Source organism: Mycobacterium sp. IDUB_3, assembly GCF_055419585.1.
Genome location: NZ_JBVAXZ010000001.1, coordinates 1,351,043 through 1,367,651 on the forward strand (window position 1 = coordinate 1,351,043; position 16,609 = coordinate 1,367,651).

Annotated in this window: 14 protein-coding genes; 11 read left to right on the top strand and 3 right to left on the bottom strand. The window is 64.7% G+C overall.

Annotated features, from left to right (window positions below; all coding sequences use genetic code 11):
* Window positions 1-519: 519 nt before the first annotated feature.
* From ACZYVJ_RS05880 to ACZYVJ_RS05910, 7 genes are all read left to right on the top strand, one after another.
* Window positions 520-1,908, top strand: a complete 1,389-nt coding sequence (locus ACZYVJ_RS05880; protein ID WP_463830164.1) for a condensation domain-containing protein — start codon at window positions 520-522, stop codon at window positions 1,906-1,908.
* Window positions 1,909-1,944: 36 nt separating this feature from the next.
* Window positions 1,945-3,591, top strand: coding sequence for an ABC transporter permease (locus ACZYVJ_RS05885; RefSeq protein ID WP_463830165.1), 1,647 nt, complete (start codon window positions 1,945-1,947; stop codon window positions 3,589-3,591).
* Window positions 3,591-4,928: a hypothetical protein gene (locus tag ACZYVJ_RS05890; RefSeq protein WP_463830166.1), complete on the top strand. Its 1,338-nt coding sequence runs from the start codon at window positions 3,591-3,593 to the stop codon at window positions 4,926-4,928. The genes ACZYVJ_RS05885 and ACZYVJ_RS05890 overlap by 1 nt, the downstream gene beginning before the upstream one ends.
* The gene (locus ACZYVJ_RS05895) at window positions 4,928-6,175 is read left to right on the top strand and encodes a hypothetical protein (RefSeq protein WP_463832859.1); all 1,248 of its coding nucleotides are present in this window, start codon (window positions 4,928-4,930) and stop codon (window positions 6,173-6,175) included. The genes ACZYVJ_RS05890 and ACZYVJ_RS05895 overlap by 1 nt, the downstream gene beginning before the upstream one ends.
* Before the next feature lie 848 nt (window positions 6,176-7,023).
* Window positions 7,024-8,388 (top strand): PPE family protein, encoded by a 1,365-nt coding sequence (locus ACZYVJ_RS05900; protein ID WP_463830167.1) that lies wholly within the window; start codon window positions 7,024-7,026, stop codon window positions 8,386-8,388.
* A 65-nt stretch (window positions 8,389-8,453) separates the two neighbouring features.
* Window positions 8,454-8,741, top strand: coding sequence for a hypothetical protein (locus ACZYVJ_RS05905; protein WP_463830168.1), 288 nt, complete (start codon window positions 8,454-8,456; stop codon window positions 8,739-8,741).
* A gap of 26 nt (window positions 8,742-8,767) precedes the next feature.
* A complete protein-coding gene (locus ACZYVJ_RS05910; RefSeq protein WP_463832860.1) occupies window positions 8,768-9,211 on the top strand; it encodes a hemerythrin domain-containing protein in 444 nt (147 codons plus the stop codon).
* Between the two features lie 305 nt (window positions 9,212-9,516).
* Here ACZYVJ_RS05910 and ACZYVJ_RS05915 read toward each other — a convergent pair whose 3' ends face one another.
* The 3 genes from ACZYVJ_RS05915 to ACZYVJ_RS05925 form a co-directional block, all read right to left on the bottom strand.
* Window positions 9,517-9,870 carry a nuclear transport factor 2 family protein gene (locus ACZYVJ_RS05915; protein ID WP_463830169.1) on the bottom strand — a complete coding sequence of 118 codons (354 nt, stop codon included), beginning with the start codon at window positions 9,868-9,870 and terminating at the stop codon, window positions 9,517-9,519.
* A 204-nt stretch (window positions 9,871-10,074) separates the two neighbouring features.
* Window positions 10,075-11,346 carry an oxygenase MpaB family protein gene (locus tag ACZYVJ_RS05920; protein ID WP_463832861.1) on the bottom strand — a complete coding sequence of 424 codons (1,272 nt, stop codon included), beginning with the start codon at window positions 11,344-11,346 and terminating at the stop codon, window positions 10,075-10,077.
* A gap of 139 nt (window positions 11,347-11,485) precedes the next feature.
* On the bottom strand, window positions 11,486-12,436 hold the full coding sequence (locus ACZYVJ_RS05925) for an oxygenase MpaB family protein (protein ID WP_463830170.1): 951 nt from the start codon (window positions 12,434-12,436) through the stop codon (window positions 11,486-11,488).
* A gap of 292 nt (window positions 12,437-12,728) precedes the next feature.
* Here ACZYVJ_RS05925 and ACZYVJ_RS05930 point away from each other — a divergent pair, with 292 nt between their 5' ends.
* The 4 genes from ACZYVJ_RS05930 to ACZYVJ_RS05945 all read left to right on the top strand — a co-directional run bounded on the left by ACZYVJ_RS05930 (window position 12,729) and on the right by ACZYVJ_RS05945 (window position 16,608).
* Window positions 12,729-13,337, top strand: coding sequence for a TetR/AcrR family transcriptional regulator (locus tag ACZYVJ_RS05930; RefSeq protein ID WP_463830171.1), 609 nt, complete (start codon window positions 12,729-12,731; stop codon window positions 13,335-13,337).
* A gap of 150 nt (window positions 13,338-13,487) precedes the next feature.
* Window positions 13,488-14,519, top strand: a complete 1,032-nt coding sequence (locus ACZYVJ_RS05935) for a fused (3R)-hydroxyacyl-ACP dehydratase subunits HadA/HadB (protein WP_463830172.1) — start codon at window positions 13,488-13,490, stop codon at window positions 14,517-14,519.
* A gap of 234 nt (window positions 14,520-14,753) precedes the next feature.
* Entirely contained in the window at window positions 14,754-15,758 is a 1,005-nt protein-coding gene (locus ACZYVJ_RS05940; RefSeq protein WP_463830173.1) for an alpha/beta hydrolase, read from the top strand.
* A gap of 1 nt (window position 15,759) precedes the next feature.
* The gene (locus tag ACZYVJ_RS05945) at window positions 15,760-16,608 is read left to right on the top strand and encodes an SDR family NAD(P)-dependent oxidoreductase (protein WP_463830174.1); all 849 of its coding nucleotides are present in this window, start codon (window positions 15,760-15,762) and stop codon (window positions 16,606-16,608) included.
* The last annotated feature ends 1 nt before the right edge of the window (window position 16,609 follow it).

Sequence of the window (16,609 nt, forward strand, 5' to 3'; positions counted from 1 at the left end):
ACTATTCCAATACGGCCATACATCACGATATGGTAACCGAGGCGCCGTTTAGGCGGGCCTGCCAGCGTATGGCGAGGTCTCCCCAAGACAGCGCTAGCTCTGTGGGTGGGAATCGACAGGTGGGGTCATCACGTCGAGATAAATGCTTGTTTGACTGGTAGTTCCGTGTTAGTGAAGCGCGAATTAAATGACCCTGCGTTGCCGCTACCTCACACGTGCACACATTTGGTTGACAGAAGTTTCCGTGCGATAGCTCAGGCCCGAAAGGGGAATTTCATGATTGCGCCGCGGGATCGCCGGCGAGTCATTTATTTGCACTGCTTGCCCACACCTGGACCGTCAACTCAAACCTCAACCAGCTCAATCACTGGCGTGCATTGCTCGCCGCTGCGCGCCGCAGGCGACGTGCTGGGCCTGCGGAACCGGACCGCGTCGGCAACCGACTTACTCAGCAATTCATGCGCGGTGCCGTTAAGGTCATCCGAACCGGCGTCGCAGCTGACGGACGAAAGGTAGCGCATGTTCTTGGGCACGGTTGAGGACTGGACGGCCGAGGGCACCGTCGTATCCTGGTACCCCACGGCCGCCACCTACCGGCGCGCTGCCGAAGCTCAGCACCACCCCGCCCCGGTGAGTTATCAGCAGGCTCAGCATCTGCGCTATTACCGACGCCAGGTCAGCCGCGGCCGTGATATCCCCCGGTTGTGCATCGGGGCATGGGAAATCAGCGGCGTCTGCGATATCGATGCGATGACCCAAGCCGTGAATAGTCACCTGCGGCGACACGACACCTACCACGACCGCTTTGCCTTCGGCGACAACGACGAGATCCTTCGCTATGTCATTCCCGACCCGGAGGTCATCACCTTGGCGCCAACGGATCTCGGGCGGATGGCGCCGAACCAGATCCGCAAACTGCTTCTCGATACGCCCGACCCGCTGCAATGGGACTGCTTTACCTTCGGCATCATTCAGGCCCAAGACCGGTTCACCATCTATATCGCCGTCGATCACTTGCGTGCCGATGGCATGTCGGCGGGGGTGATCTTCCTCGACATCCAGACGATGTACTTCGCCGCGCTGCAGGGGACGCAAAACCCGCTGCCGCCGGCCCCGAGCCATCGCGAATACAGCGCGGATCAGCACGCGTACACCAGGGGCCTGAACGAGGAGTCGCCCGAGATCCAGTCGTGGCGGGCCTTTCTCGCGGCGAATAGCGGGTGCCTACCGAAGTTCCCGCTGGAACTGGGTGAGTCCAACGCGGACACACCGGGAGCCATCGACGTATTCGACCTGATCGACGACGACCAGGGCCGACGGTTCGAAGCGGTGTGCCGTGCGGCGGGAGCGCGTTTCAGCGGCGGCGTGTTCGCCTGCGCCGCGCTGACCGAACACCGGTTGACCGGCGCCGCAATGTATTTCGGGCTTACACCATTCGACAACCGCCGGGAGCCCGCGTATGCCACAGCGGTCGGTTGGTTGGCCAGTTTCGTCCCCCTGGCGATTCCGGCCGCCGGTGCGTCATTCGATGAGGTGGTCAGCGCCGCCCAGGCATCTTTCGACGGCAACACCGCCCTGGGCGCCGTGCCGTACTACCACCTGCTCGAATCCACCGACCCGTCGAACCCCATCGAGGTCCCGGACCGTCCGGTCCCGATGCTGTCCTACATCGATATCCGCAAGTTGCCGTTCGGCGACTACTTCGATGGCCTGCGCGCCGGCGTGTGGGGCGACAACCGGCTGTCGGAGACGGTGTGCATGTGGGTCAATCGCATGCACGACAAAACGCAGTTGGTGGTCGCCTACCCGGGCACCGACGTCGCCCGCAGGTCCGTCCTGCGCTACGTCGAGACGATGCGTGCCGAGTTCGCCCGGGTGTCCGACGCCGGACCGCGCATCGATGCGTGATGTAGTTCCCATCGTGGCGGCGCCGGAGGTCTCGGTATGAGCGCCCTGGCGGCTCTCACCTTGCGCACAATGTCAGGTTCACGGCGCGACGCCGACCTGCTTTTCGCGGCGCTGGCACCGGTGGGCTGTTTCCTGGGGTTCACCCTGGTACTGGGCGGCCTCATCCACACCGGTCCGATGAGCTATCCGCAGTATGTCGTGCCGGTGGTCATCGTGCAGGCGATGCTGTTCGGGGCCATGACCACCGCCGACCGCGCCGCGCGAGACCGGTTGTCCGGCTTCGGTTCCCGGCTTCGCACCTTGCCGGTTTCCGCGGCGGTGCCGCTGGGCGCGCGGATGCTGTATTGCCTGATACGCGCGATCATCGCATTGGTCGCGGCCATCGCGGTCGGATGGTTGTTCGACTTCCGGATGGAAGGCGGCCCGGGCGCCACAGTTCTGTTCGTGATCATCGTGGTGGCGTTCGCGATGGCGGTCTGTCTCGGCGCGGATGCTCTGGGCTCCCGGGTCGGATCCGTCGAATCGTCGAGCCAGTTACTGCTTCTCCCCCAACTGGTCCTTGTCTTGTTGTCCACCGGCATCGCTCCGGCGGAATCGTTTCCGACATGGCTTGGACCGTTCATTCGCATCCAGCCGGTGTCTCAGGTCACCGAAACACTCCGAGGTCTTGCCACCGGTCACGTGACCGGCAGGGACCTGACGGTGACATTGGCGTGGTGCCTTGGCTTGCTCGCACTTTTCGGCGTTCTCGCGGTGCGGATGCAGCGACGTGTCAGCGCGGAAAGTTCGGGCGCGCCTCTGATCGTCCGCCGGGCACGTCAAGGCGAGTTGCCGGCTCGCGATGCGTCCACGGATCGGGTCCCCATGGCCGTTAGTGCCGTTGCAGGGCAAGAGATTCCGTGCGTCACATCGCTGACCGCCTTCGTCAGTCAAAGCACTTCGGAGGCGGGACGGCTGCTGCGCCGCTGGCGCCGCGACCCGATTGTCGCGGTGCAAGCGCTGTTGTTTCCTACCTTTCTCCTCATCATCTACAAACTGCTGGTCGGCAAGTCCGTCCTGGCCGCCACTGGACACGACAGCCTGTACGGGCTGGTCCCGATGTGCGCGGTGGTCGGCGCGGTGTTCGGAACCCTGGGTGCCGGTCTGGCTTTGCCGTCGGAGCGCGAGTCCGGTGTACTGACCAGGCTGTGGGTGCAGCCGGTTCATCGGGCCAGCACTGTGGCCGGCCGATTGGTCGCTGAGGCGGCCCGAACTATCGCGTCCGCCGTTGTGCTCACCGTCTTCGGGATCGCTCTGGGTCTGCGGTTCAACTACGGCTGGCTCGCAATGCTGGCTTTCGTCCTGATGCCCGTGGTGATTTCGGCTGGCATGGCGACATTAGTCATCGCCATCGCGGCCCGTGCGGACGGCAAGGCAATGGTGACCTGGCTGGGTGCGGGGTGCGTGATCCTGCTGTTCCTCAACACCGGTGTGGCGCCCGCCGCGGTGTTTCCGGGCTGGCTGCAACCAGTGGTGCGATTTTCGCCCATATCCCCGACGATCGAGGCGATGCGCGCGCTCGCGGAGGGCGGTCCAGTGCTCTCGCCGCTGTGGCAGGCGGCTCTGTGGGGCGGCGTTCTGGTCGCGGTGTTCGCGCCGGTGGCGGTGCGGGGGTATCGCGCTGCGGCCGAGGCGGGGTGCTAGTGGCGAGGCTGGCACTGCTGGACCAGGCCGCCTTCCTCCGGCTGCGCGCCACCGGCCAGGGCAGCACCGTGCAATCCACGTGGATCTACGACCGCGACGTCAACACCGACGAATTGCGGGCCTTCCATGACAATCTCGGTGCCGGCCTGCTCGGACGCCGGATCGAGCGTTCGCCGCTGCCGTTCGGGCGCCATCGCTGGGTGCTCGACAGCCGCTCGCCCGACATCGCGTGGGGACCCCGGCGATCGCGGCGCGAGATCGGTGCGTGGCTGGAAAGGCGCGCAAGGGTGGGCGTCGATCCCGAGCACGGTCCGACGTTTCACATTGGCGTGCTGCCGTTGGACGACGGCGGTGCGGCGGTCACTCTGGTGGCGTCGCACTGCGTGGTCGACGGGCTCGGGCTGGTACTGGCCGTCGCGGAAGCGGTCAAGGGAGAACGACGCAATCTTGGCTATGCACGGCCGAATTCACGCGGTCGGTGGCGTGCGGCGTCGGAGGACCTGGTCGATGTCGTTCGTGCACTGCCGGCGGCGATCCGCGCGCTCATCGCGACTCTACTGATCTTGCTCAGGGTCTCATCCGATCAGCGGGGTCAGCCGCAGCGGCCCGGGGCGCCCGCCCCGATCGACGCCGACCCGAACACCTCGCCGTCGGTGACCATCCAAACCGACGCAGCGGCCTGGGAGGCGCGCGCCCGCACCCTCAACGGAAGCGGCAACGCACTTTTCGTCGCGTTCGCCGCTCGCCTGGCTCACCGGATGGGCAGGGTGCTGCCCGACGGGAACTCCGTCACGGTGGTGCTTCCGGTCAGCGACCGCACCCCCGAGGACGACCGCGCCAATGCGCTGACCTCGATCACGCTGACCGTCGACGGTACATCGGTGACTGACGACTTGAGCGGCGTGCGCGCCGACGTCAAGAGATCGCTGACGGCCCTGGAGCACGAGCCCAACGAAATGCTCGCCGGGCTACCGCTCATTCCGTTCACGCCACGCTGGCTGGTGCGGCGCGCCGAAGGCATCGCCATGTCGTCCGGCCAGCTTCCGGTGGGGTGTTCCAACCTCGGGAGCCTCGACAGCTCCGTCAGCCGCATCGATGGCGCGGATGCGACCGAGGTCTCCATGCGGCTCGCCGAGCAGGGCATCACCCAGGCTCGCATCGCGCAGGCGCAGGGCCAATTGTTCTGCGGCACAGGCACCGTCAACGGCAGCCGGTTTCTCACCGTCGTTGCCTACCAGAGCGGCGCCGACAGGACCACGGCGACGAGCGAGCTCGCCTGTGCCGCGCTGGCCGACCTGCAGCTGTGCGCCAGCACCGTGTACGAGGGCCGGATCTGATCGTGGACCTGGGCGTCAAGGCGGATCCACGTGCCCGTAGTCGCCTTGTGGGTATCGGCGCCGCGATCGCGGTGTGGGTGGTGGCCGTGCTGTGGTTGGCGATCAAGGTCGTTCCGCTCGACGTCTACTGGATGTCGTATTACGCCGCCGATTACACGCACGGCTTCGTCCGTCGCGGGCTGGCCGGTGAGTTGGTTCATTTAATCCCGGGGCACTTCTTTGCCGCAACGATGGGCTTGCGCTGGCTGTCGACGGCTGTTTATTTGTGCGGTCTCGCGACGGTCGCGGGCGTGGTGCTCGCAAGTGGCCATCGGTCTGAGCGCCGGCTGATGGTAGCGATGGTGATTCCGTTGCTGCCCTTTGGTGTTCCGTTCGCGACGTTCTCCGCCCGCCCGGACCTGTTCGGCGGGGCGGCCCTGGCGCTGTTCAGTTCGGCGCTGGTATTTGCGCGTTCTCGTGCGACGGCGACGGGTTGGTGCGCGGCTTACGGCGTCGTGATCGCGGTGCTGACGCTGATGCACGAGGCCATCGGGCTGCAGTTCGCGCTGGGTGCGGTGCTGGCGATCACCGTCCTCGGCGGTGCGCTGGAATCCGCTCGGCGCCTCGGCGCCCTCGTGGCCGTCACGCCCGGGGTGATCGCCACGGCAGTGGTGGCGGTGTTCGGTCGGCACGACATTGCCTCGCGCCTGTGTGCGGCCGTGCCGCATCACCTGATGCCCAACCCCTTCGCGACGGTCACGTCACCGAAGACGCTGTTGCGCTTCGTGGTTGACGGGCAGTCCGATCAGACCGACTACCACGACTGGGTGTGCCGCAACGTGATGCCGAACTACGACAACGGAATCGCCGATGCCATCCGCACCGTCGGCCATATCGGAGCACTCGGCCTCACCGTCTCTCTGATCTTCGGTGCCGCTGCCGTCGCGGTGACGTTGTGGGGACTCGGCGAACTTTCCGGCGTGCCGTGGCGCGCGTTCGTCGAGGCGCTGCACGGCCGGATGGCCTGGGTGACCGCCGGCTTGCTGTTGGTAGTACCGGTCTTCCTGACCGGCTACGACTGGACCCGCTGGCTGACAATCGTGGCGTTCGACGTCGCGCTCGTGTTCATTCTCTTCGCCGCGCGTCGGCCGGAGATCGAACAAACGCCCACACCAAAAACGTTGCGATTGTTCATTCTTCTCGTCATCGCGTTCGCACTGATCCCAGTGGGCGCCGTTCCGGGCTTCGGCGGGCCGCGGATGGTCTGACCGGCGCCAAAGGCGTGGCTCGGTGGCAGCTGAGGCATTGCGGCTGGTAGCGTAACTGGCACTGTGAGTTTCGGAGTTTCAATGCCTTCACGGTGGTCGCGACGACAGTGCGCGTCTGCCATCGTTGCTGCGCTGGCCCTCCTTGCAGCTGTGCTGGGTTGCGGGCCTTTGCGAGCCGAAACGGCACCCGGCGCGTTGCAGCCACCGGTAGCAGCGTCATCGGCCAGCCCGGTTTCTGGCCCGACGCAGCTGAGTAACGACTCGGTTCCCGTTCGTCGCCTCGGCGTCGGTTCCACCGTGAACGATGACAAGGCGTTCAAAAGCGGTGGGTTAAAGCGTGATCGGGCAACTCCTTTGGCGCTTTCCACGCCACGCTCTTCTGGATCTGCGGTCCCCCCGATGGTCGGGACCGTGCGGGCTCAGCAGCGGGTCGATGCCCCCGCTCGTGCGCCCGCGTCAAGCTGCGTGGACCAGAATCTTTTGATTCGATTCTGCGTCGCCCGCTGCTGATCGAACGCGGCAGTCACGGCGCGCACATCATTTGCGACGGGGTTGAACGCTAGCCGTCAGTAGGTTCCGCCTACTCGGGGTCGGCTGAACGGCTTGCCGCGCGGCAATTTGCATCGGCGCGATCTTCGCTGTCGAGGTCGAAATCGCCCGATCTCTGCACGCCACTTTCGCCGAACCCAGAGGTCAAGCCGCGAACTGTCGGTGCCGTACTTTGCTGTGCCGCATCCGCGCGATGCTTTGCCGATTTTCATTCATTCACAACAGCAGCTGCTGACTTGATGGCGTGTGCGACGCCACCAACTTCAGCCGAGACAAGCACCAAGAAATCAGGGAAAGACATGGATTTTGGCGCATTACCCCCGGAGATCAACTCCGGTCGGATGTACCTGGGGCCCGGGCCCGCGACCTTGCTGGTCGCCGCCGCGGGATGGGAGTCGCTGGCCGCCGAGCTGACAGACGCCGCCAGCAGTTACCAGGCCGTGATCGCGAGCCTCACCGACGAGTCCTGGTCGGGACCGGCGTCGATGTCGATGGCTGCCGCGGTAATGCCCTACATCGCGTGGATGACGGCGACCGCCGAGCAATGTGGGCAGGCGGCCACGCAGGCCACGGCCGCCGCAGCGGCCTTCGACGCCGCGTACGCGATGACGGTGCCGCCGCCGCTGATCGCGGCCAACCGCACCCGGCTGCTGGCCTTGATCCAGACCAATATCTTCGGGCAGAACACCCCGGCCATCATGGCGACCGAGGCCGAGTACAGCGAGATGTGGGCCCAGGACGCCACCGCGATGTACAGCTACGCCGCTAATTCGGCTGCGGCGTCGACACTTTCGCCCGTGGCGGCGCCATCGCAGTCGACCAATCCGGCCGGCCTCGCCGGCCATATCGGCGCCGTCACCCACGCAGCAGCCCATTCCGGCAGTAGCGCACAGTCAACGGCGACGCAGTGGGCCTCGGCGGTGCCCCAGACCCTGCAAAGTATGTCGACTCCCGGCTCATCCTCGAGCACGGGTCTGTCGCAGGCGGCGATGGGCACGGGCGCGTCGCTGGGGTCGTCGGGAGCGTCCGCCCCACTCAGTTCACTGTCGGGTCTGACGGGCGCGTCAGGCAAGGGCGCGACGAAGAGTGCGAGCACCGGGGCGGGCGCGGCCTCGGGACTGGCCTCGGCGCTCGCCGCCGCACCCGCAGCGGACGGAGCCACGGCCGGTCTGGCATCCGAGGCGGCGGGGTATGGCGCCGACGGCGCCGGTTTGATCGCCGACGGCGGTGGAATCGGCATAGATCTCTACGGCCTCGATCTGGATTACCAGGGATTGGCGCTCGATGAGGCGGGCGCAGGTTCCATCTTGGGGGCCGAGGGCGCCCAAGGCATAGCCGGCATGGGTGGTGCGGCCGGTTTAGGAGGCCTCGAGCCGCTGGCGGGACTGGGGCAGGGCGCCTCGGCAAGTGTGGGCCAAGCCAGTGCGCTAAGCACGTTGTCCGTACCTCCGAGTTGGGCGACAACGGTCTCGTCGGTCGCCCCGCTGCCGGCGCTGACCGGCAGCGCCACCCCGGGTGGGTGGGCCGTACCACCCGGGGCGTCACCCGGCACTGCGGTGTCCAAGCTGCCACTGGGCGGCATGGTCGGGCGCGAGTCCGAGGGAACTGTTCAGCGCGTAGGCATGCGAGTCTCGCTGATTCCGCATTCGCCGGTGGCGGGCTAGTGCACCGAATCACTCGTCGCGACGTCAAAGGATGTATGAGCTCGTCGACTCCGAAGGAAATCGCAATGGCCAAACCCAGGTCCAACCAGTCAGGGTGGCGCGTGTCGCTGACCCGAAACCCATTGGCTCTCATCGTAAAAACAATGATGTGCGTCGCCTGGATCGTAGCGTTCGGAGCATCCCTGGCGGCGCCGGCGGGCGCCGATCCAAACCCGGGTGGCGGCGATCCCAACCCCTTTGGCGGCATCAGCTGTAGCTGCAGCCTGACCGCCCCGATCGACAGCCCGGCTTCCAAACAACAAATCAGTCAGGGGATACGGCAGGGGCTTTCCGGCCAGGGGCCGGCGAGTTGACCCGCCACCTGATAGCGGCCGCCCTGATGCGGCGACATCGCGAAATCGGTGCTGCCATAGAACTTTTCATCGAGACGCTCGAGGGTGGCAGCATGCAGACCGACCTGATCGCGGCGATGTTGGAAGCGCTGCGTCGGCACATCTATCTCGAGGAGGTCTTCCTTTTCCCGCCGATCCGCGAAGCAGGGATAGTCATGCCGATCGTTGTGATGATGCGCGAACATGGCCAGCTGTGGGCAACGATGGAGAGCCTGACGCAGCTGCTCACTGATCCAGAAGACAGCCCGCGCCTAAAGGCCACCTGCAATCAGTTGCTAGAGCAGCTCCGCAATCACAACTTCAAAGAGGAGCCGGCCATCTATTTGCATGCCAACCACGATCTTCCGGCGTCAACGAGTGCGGACCTGACCAGGTTCGTCGATACCGGCCGCATACCCGAAGGGTGGGTTTGTCAGCAGGCGAAGAGGTGAGGCTCAACGCGATTGGCTCGGGGTAGTCGTTGGGGGCTTGCTCAATGCACAGCTCACTTGGCGGGCGGGTGAGCTTTTAGTCCGCGGCAACACCGCGCCAAGATGTCCACTGTTGAGGCTGACGTCGAAGCCGTGCGTGCGGGGGTGGTGGCTCTGGGCATCGGAGAGGGGGAATCCGCAGCGCACGTCTGCGGCGTTGGGTGACACCGACCAGCTGCCACCAGTAAGCGGGGCCGCCCGCCGCCCGAAGGACTCGGACCCGGGTGATGAACTTATGTAGGCCAAGTACGTTCGGCCGAAGCGGATTAGCCGCCCATGTCCCAGTAATCCTTCCAGAGGGTGATTTTGCCGTTATGGACTTTGTGGACTGATACGAAGCGCATAACTGTTGACTGTCCACGTTGCCAGGTCCACGTTTCGGAGTGCTCAAAAATCGCATCGTCGCCGTCGGTGAGGATCAGACCGGGGTGGTTGACGTAGGCGGCGAGGGGGTCCAGCGAGATCCTCAGCTTCTTGACGATGTCATCTGGTCCTTTTGCGACAATGGTGGAGCCCACGGGGACGTCAATGAAGACGCAGTCCTCAGCGTAGAAGGTGCGCGCGGTTTCCCAATCACGTTCGGACACCGCGCTCCACATTGCCAGCACAGTCTCTTTCACCGATAACTGAGCACCCGCACAGACAGCCACTATCGTTTTCCCTTCTTGAAGCGTTGGGCCAGGCGCTTTCCTCGAGCGGGACAGCATGCTGTTCTCGCCGGACGTCACCTGCTCGTCGACTGGAAGTCACGACTGCGTCCGCCTCGGCGATTGGGCTGGAATATGAGGCGAGAGCGATCGTAGATGTGTTTGCAAATTCGGCTGTCAAGGATGCGGGAGCGGACAACCGGCACCAAGGCTTGGCGTCAGATCGTGGTGATCGTAAGGGGTTCCATGGATACCGTGGCGGGCGGCCAGTAGCCGGTTCACCTTCAGCAACGGGCCCCAGAGCGCGGTGTCGCTGTTTCGCGCAGCGGCGCGGCGCGCAGCGCCCGGCGTATGGTCGAGCACCCGGCGGACACCGATGTTTGCGTACACCACGGCCTTCGCCAGCCGCATCCATGGTTTGAGATTGACCTCAGCTAGACCGGTGGCGCGCACCAGGGCGCGGGTGATGTCTTCCCCGCCGTAGTAGGCAAACACACCGAGAAGCGGAATAAGCGCCGCTTGCTGGAGGCGCCCGCCGCGGTTCACCGCGCTCCCGACCATGACGTCAGTCCAGGTCGACGGCCCCCCGGCGTAGGCGACAATAAAGTCCATCGCTTCCAACGCCTGACTGGCGCTGCGCGGAATGAGTTCGTCGGCGACGCCGAAGACATAAGCAATGTAGCCCCAGTACATCAGTACCGCCTCGAGATCGCCTGTGCTACAGGAGCGACCATGTTGGTGATCGATCAGCAGGGGCTGCAATCCGAAGGTGATGGCGGCGTTCATCATCATCGCATTGGAGATCGGGTTCCCATGGCCGCCGAAGTGTTCGTCACCCCAGGTGCGTCGCAGTCCCGCGCGGACCTGAGCGTGCATCAAACGCACCCGAACGGTGTCCTTGAAAGGCCCCGCGAAGCGGTTGAGCGCGCAGGGGTAGGTCATGTTCCGAAACCAGGCGACCGTCTCGAGGTTTCGCCGGAAGAAATCTTTGACAAACCTCCCCGTTTCGCCTGTAGCGTAAGCGACTTCGTCACCGACGAACGTCCCGAACGTGTCGCCGACGAACATCCCGAACTTGGCGGCGAGGGAGGCGTTGTTCCACAGCTGGCGCCCTTTCTCCCACGTGTGTGCGTCATACCAATCCGGCGGGTGGTCCAGGTGGTCGAACAGCGCTACCAGCTCGGCAGGAGGGTCATCCAGCGTCTCAATACCGAAATCGAGCGCCCGGTCCAGCAGTGCTCTGCCTTCCGTCATACCGATTTCCCGGAACCGCGCCACAACGGCGTCCATCAACTCGTCGCCCTGCCATAAGTGGTCAACAAACAGGTCAGTCCAGGGCGTCGGACGAGGCACGTCCTGAAACTCCATCCATGGTGTGAGTGTGTCGCGGCGCGATTGTGTCCAAATCGGTTCGAAGCGCAACCGATCGGGGGCGGGCCGCAGCGACATGCCCGGTCGCCAGTAATAGTCGTACGGGTGGGAATCAGGGTGGCTGGAACGTAGACCATCGGTCGGTTGGCCGGTGTCAGGCGTTTGGGAAACCATGGTGCCATCGTGACACGAGCTTTCACTCGCATTCAATTCACGTTCATGGGCGTGCACGGAGAGCCTTTCTGGCGACATCAATGGCGCGCGGGCTCGGCACGCGGCCGGTCTGCGCCAGCCACCCCTTACGGGCGGTCGGGTGCCAGGCCAGCGGTGCGGGAGTCAGCAGCCAGCTTCGTGCGATGGCGGAACGGACGGTGCGGTAGGCGCGCTCGTGACGGTTGGTCCAAGTAATCCTGAAGCGGCGACGTACGATCGGCGGCAGGCCGCCGAAGATGACCAGCCGCATTGGTGGTGCCAGCGCGGCACGTACCGGCAAAGTGGGCAGCAACAGGTCGGCTAGTGGGCGCAATCGCGGGTGGGCGGGGTACTGCGAGGATGCGCTCATGTCGGGAATCGCTGGCCGCTTGATGTATTCGATGAGATAGTCCGAAGCCGGATTTGGTTGCAGCACTTCTCTGCAATAGCGGTCGACTTCAAATTCGAAAGCCGCGCGATCGCGCGGTAGAACGGAGTCGGTCATGCCGTAGCGTCGATACCATTCGCAACCTTCGTCGTAGAGCACCTCGCTGTCGTGCGCGGTGAGTGGCCGACGTTCCCAATAGTGGGCAACTCGATCTACCATGCGCTGAAACGTCGCGTGTGCCCACCAGAATGTCTCCGGGCTCAGCGCGTGGTAGTGCTGGCCGTTGGGGAGCGCTCCCTTTATGTCGCGATGAAAGTCCCGCACCTGAATGCCGGTTGCAGCAGCACTGGCGCCGTTGTAAACGGTGCCCAGAATGCCCGGCAGAGAGCGAAAGACTCGGTCAACCGGGTCATTGAAGAAGTCGGAGTGATCGACGAGGCCCTGGCCGATCGCGGGATGCATGGTTTGTAGTAGCCCGGCGGTACCGCCCTCGAACGCTATCCGCATATCGCCGGCCCACCGCCATAGCAGCGAATCCGGACCCAACTCGAGCTGGTTGCGGCCAAGGCGTGTCGGCTCGTTGGCCATCGCAGTCGCCTTTCCTTCGGTGTCGCGGCTAGAGAAACTTCTTCTCGGCATGCGCGAAGGGTTTCCCGATTCCCTCGGTCCGGGAGAGCTCGCGCGCGCTCAATGGTTGCCCCGCAGGCGCTTCGATGGAGGCCACCAAGACCCTCACCCCCAGGGGAACGAACGACCAAGCGTATGCGAGCATGAGGAGCATGCTGACACGAGCTTTAACTCACGTTCAACTCGCATTCGGATGACGCGACCTCCGCCGGCAAAGGCGCGACGCACTCCGCGGCAAGACCGGTCGCGCGCCATGGTCGAGCGCATCCTTGATGCCGCCGAGCAGGTCTTAATCCACCATGGCTACGACGGCGCCTCCACGAACCGCATCGCCGAGGTCGCCGGCATCAGTCCTGGCTCGCTGTATCAATATTTTCCAAACAAAGATGCCATCGCCGGTGCCGTCATCGACCGCTACAGCGACAGCTTGTCCGCGCGTCTCGCGGCCGCAGTCGCCGAACGGCTCAACGAGCCCGCCCCCGACTACGTGCGTAGCACGATCGCTGCACTACTCGACGCACTCGATGTCCATCCTGAATTTCTGCGTGCGGTTATAGAGCACACCCCACGGTTGGGAGCGGCCAGCAAGCTGAAAGCGTTCGAACAGCGGATCGGCGAACTGACCTTAGCTTACCTGACGCTCAACCGCCAACAACTGCGCCCCGACGTCACGTTCGGCACGGCGAGCTGGATGTTGGTGCGTATGGTCGAACACCTCACGGTCCGTTATGTCCTCGACCAACCGTCGATTAGTCGGAACGAATTCCTCGACGAGATCACGATTCTCGCCCTCAACTACCTCCGACCTCTACCGGCGCAGGACTGCTTCACCACCGAAGAGTGGCAACCCGGCGGCCGGTAAGAGAGCTGAAACGATGCGAACGTAGGTACACATCGCGGGCCGGTCGGACACAAACGCGCGAGCGGTCGGCGCCATTTGACACGAGGACTGCGCGTTAGTGTGCTCTGGTCGGCCTCAGTCGACCAAGCCGATAGAAAGTTGAGCAAATTCATGACCTCAGCAGCAGACGTGTCGACAATTGAATCGCGGGTCGGCCACTACTACCGGATGGACGACACTTACCGGGTCGGCCACGAGAAGCTACGCGAGTTCGCCCGTGCAGTGCAGGACTATCAGCCCGCGCACTGGGATGTCGCAGCAGCCACGGAGCTCGGATACTCGGGCCTGGTGGCGCCGCTGACCTTCACATCGGCCCCGGCTATGGCAGCCAATCGGCACCTGTTCGAATCGGTGGTCATTGGTTATGACATGTACCTGCAGACCGAAGAAGTCTTCGAGCAACACCGACCGATCGTGGCCGGCGACGAGCTGCAGACTGATGTCGAACTGTCGTCGGTGCGCAGGATCGCCGGCAGAGACCTGATCACTGTGACCAACACTTTCACCGACACTGCAGGCGAGCGGGTGCACACCCTGCACACCACCGTCGTCGGGATCACCGCCGAGGACGTCGATCCGGCCATCAGGACGGCCGTGCAGAAGGTGGTGATGCATGATGTGAACCTCCTCGGAAACGGGGAATCCGATGCGGCATACCAGAAGACAGTCCGCCCCGCGGGCGAGGCCCGGATCGCCCAAGGAGGCATGACCCGCACCCCGGGGACGCAGTCCTTCGATGACGTGAACGTCGGCGACGATCTACCGGTGCAGCACGTCCGACTGTCCCGCGGCGACCTGGTGAACTACTCCGGCGTGGCCGGCGACGCGAACCCGCTTCACTGGGACGAGAACATCGCCAAGCTGGCCGGACAGCCCGATGTGATCGCCCATGGAATGCTGACCATGGGGTTGGGTGCCGCATACGCTTCAGCATGGACGGGCGACCCCGGCGCGATTACTCGATACGCTGTGCGGCTGTCCCAGCCCGCCATCGTGTCTGCTACCGAGGGCGCAGACATCGAGTTCAGTGGCAGGATCAAGTCGCTGGACCCGGCGACCCGCACCGGTGTCGTCATTGTCGCCGCGAAGTCCAATGGCCGAAAGATCTTCGGCCTGGCGACGTTGAACGTCCGCTTCCGCTGAGTCGGCGGCCTGGTGACAGCGGCAGTCGACGACGTCGAGCGGCTGTGGTCGAGGCTGTTGCCCGTGCGCATTACCTCCAGGGCCGGAGATGCCACCGACCCCTAGCCGCATGGGTAACTGCCGCATCCGCCAGCTCGCCAAATATCAGCGCGCGAGCCGACATTCACACTCAAGCCGACACTTTTTCTAAAGCTGCCATTGACCAATGTCACCATTTGGTGTTGACTGCGTCCTATGACGGACGGCGTTCCGGCTCGCGGGTCGTTGCGATCCCGCGGCGCGGCAGCGATAAGTACGTACACCCTTCGGCCGATCACCAGCGTGATTCCGCCCGAACGGGCGTGGGGGCTGTGGTTATCGCGCCAGATCGTCGCCAGAATCATGGGGACGTTCGGCCCCTCGCTCGCGGGCACCCGCGTCGAATCCGTAGACACCAAGCTGCCCCACGGTCGCCGGGTCAAGGGTGAATGGGTCTATGGACCGCGAACGCCCACAAGCGAAACCGCACGATCGTCGACCAGCGAGGGTGCGATCTACTACGTGCACGGCAGCGGCTACGCCGTGTGCTCGCCAAAGACGCACCGCCGCTTGACATCCTGGCTGTCGGCCCTGACCGGCCTGCCGGTGTTCTGCATCGATTACCGCCTGGCCCCGAAGCATCGCTTCCCCACCGCGGCCGACGATGTCCGCGCGGGCTGGGATTGGCTGATCGACACCTGCGGCGTGTCACCGAAACAGATTGTGATTGCCGGGGATTCGGCAGGCGGTCACCTGTCCGTCGACTTGCTCCTGCAGTCCGAGGTCGACCACCCCGCCGCCATGGTGCTGTTCTCCCCGCTGTACGACCTCACGTTCGCACTGGCGCTGGCCCGTGAGCGAATACGTCCCGATCCCGCAACCCGGGCGGCGAACGCGGTCCGCCTCGTCGGCCTCTACCACACCGGCATCGACCTCACCCATCAACGGCTGACCCTCGACGTCACCGACGGCCCCGCGCTCCCCCCGACTCTGATCCAGGCCGGCGGAGCCGAGATGTTGCAGGAGGATGCGCGCCGGCTCGCCGCGGACATCCGAACTGCCGGTGGCAGATGCGAACTGCAGATCTGGCCCCATCAGGTGCACGTCTTTCAAGCGCTGCCACGCATGACACCGGAAGCCGCCAAGGCAATGGCCTATGTCGCTCGGTTCATCGCGCACGCCCTGCAGGATGCGCGTGCCCTCACCGAGGAGGCCCACTGACATGTTGGACAGATTCCTCAATCGGTCGAAAACCAGCCGCGGCGCCTCGGCGGTGGTCACCGGCGCAGGAAGCGGCATCGGCGCCGCCTTCGCCGTCGAACTGGGCAAGCGTGGCGGCGCGGTGGTGTGCAGCGACATCGACGAGGCGGCAGCGCAGCGGACGGCCGACACGATCGCGGAGCACGGCGCCAAGTCGGTGGGAATGCGTTGCGACGTATCGCGATTCGAGGACGTCCAGGCGCTGGCCGAACAGTCACAGTCCTGGTTCACCGCGCCACCCACTCTGGTGATCAACAACGCCGGTGTCGGCGCAGGAGGTGCCGCCATCGGCGAGGCGCCGTTGGACGACTGGCTGTGGACCTTGGGCATCAACCTGTGGGGTCCGATTCACGGCTGCCACGTGTTCGCCCCGATCCTGCGCGACGCCGAGCCATCGCACGCGCCGCGGGGCATCATCAATGTGGCCTCGGCGGCGGCGTTCGGTGCGGCTCCAGGCATGGCCGCCTATAACGTCAGCAAGGCCGGTGTGCTCTCACTCTCCGAGACCCTTGCCGCCGAACTGGCCGGCACGCCGGTGCGGGTCACCGTGCTGTGCCCGACGTTCGTCAAGACCAACATCCTCGAATCCGGGCGCATCAGCGAACAATCCAGCGAGCTGGCCGCAAAGCTGATGCGTTGGACCGGATTATCCGCGGAGAAGGTCGCGCGTGCCTGCCTGGACACCCACGACCGCGGCGAGCTCTACTGCATGCCACAGTTCGACGCCAAGATCGGCTGGAACATCAAACGCCTGGCCCCGCAGACCTATACACGTGCGGCAGGCCTGGTGTCCCGCATCAACCTGCCCTGAT

Bases quoted from the DNA above. Each gene is read 5' to 3' on its own strand.
- ACZYVJ_RS05940 (WP_463830173.1), top strand. From the start codon at position 14,754: ATGACGGACGGCGTTCCGGCTCGCGGGTCGTTGCGATCCCGCGGCGCG.
- ACZYVJ_RS05945 (WP_463830174.1), top strand. From the start codon at position 15,760: ATGTTGGACAGATTCCTCAATCGGTCGAAAACCAGCCGCGGCGCCTCG.
- ACZYVJ_RS05885 (WP_463830165.1), top strand. From the start codon at position 1,945: ATGAGCGCCCTGGCGGCTCTCACCTTGCGCACAATGTCAGGTTCACGG.
- ACZYVJ_RS05920 (WP_463832861.1), bottom strand. From the start codon at position 11,346: ATGTCGCTGCGGCCCGCCCCCGATCGGTTGCGCTTCGAACCGATTTGG.
- ACZYVJ_RS05905 (WP_463830168.1), top strand. From the start codon at position 8,454: ATGGCCAAACCCAGGTCCAACCAGTCAGGGTGGCGCGTGTCGCTGACC.
- ACZYVJ_RS05900 (WP_463830167.1), top strand. From the start codon at position 7,024: ATGGATTTTGGCGCATTACCCCCGGAGATCAACTCCGGTCGGATGTAC.
- ACZYVJ_RS05880 (WP_463830164.1), top strand. From the start codon at position 520: ATGTTCTTGGGCACGGTTGAGGACTGGACGGCCGAGGGCACCGTCGTA.
- ACZYVJ_RS05935 (WP_463830172.1), top strand. From the start codon at position 13,488: ATGACCTCAGCAGCAGACGTGTCGACAATTGAATCGCGGGTCGGCCAC.
- ACZYVJ_RS05925 (WP_463830170.1), bottom strand. From the start codon at position 12,436: ATGGCCAACGAGCCGACACGCCTTGGCCGCAACCAGCTCGAGTTGGGT.
- ACZYVJ_RS05910 (WP_463832860.1), top strand. From the start codon at position 8,768: ATGCGGCGACATCGCGAAATCGGTGCTGCCATAGAACTTTTCATCGAG.
- ACZYVJ_RS05930 (WP_463830171.1), top strand. From the start codon at position 12,729: ATGGTCGAGCGCATCCTTGATGCCGCCGAGCAGGTCTTAATCCACCAT.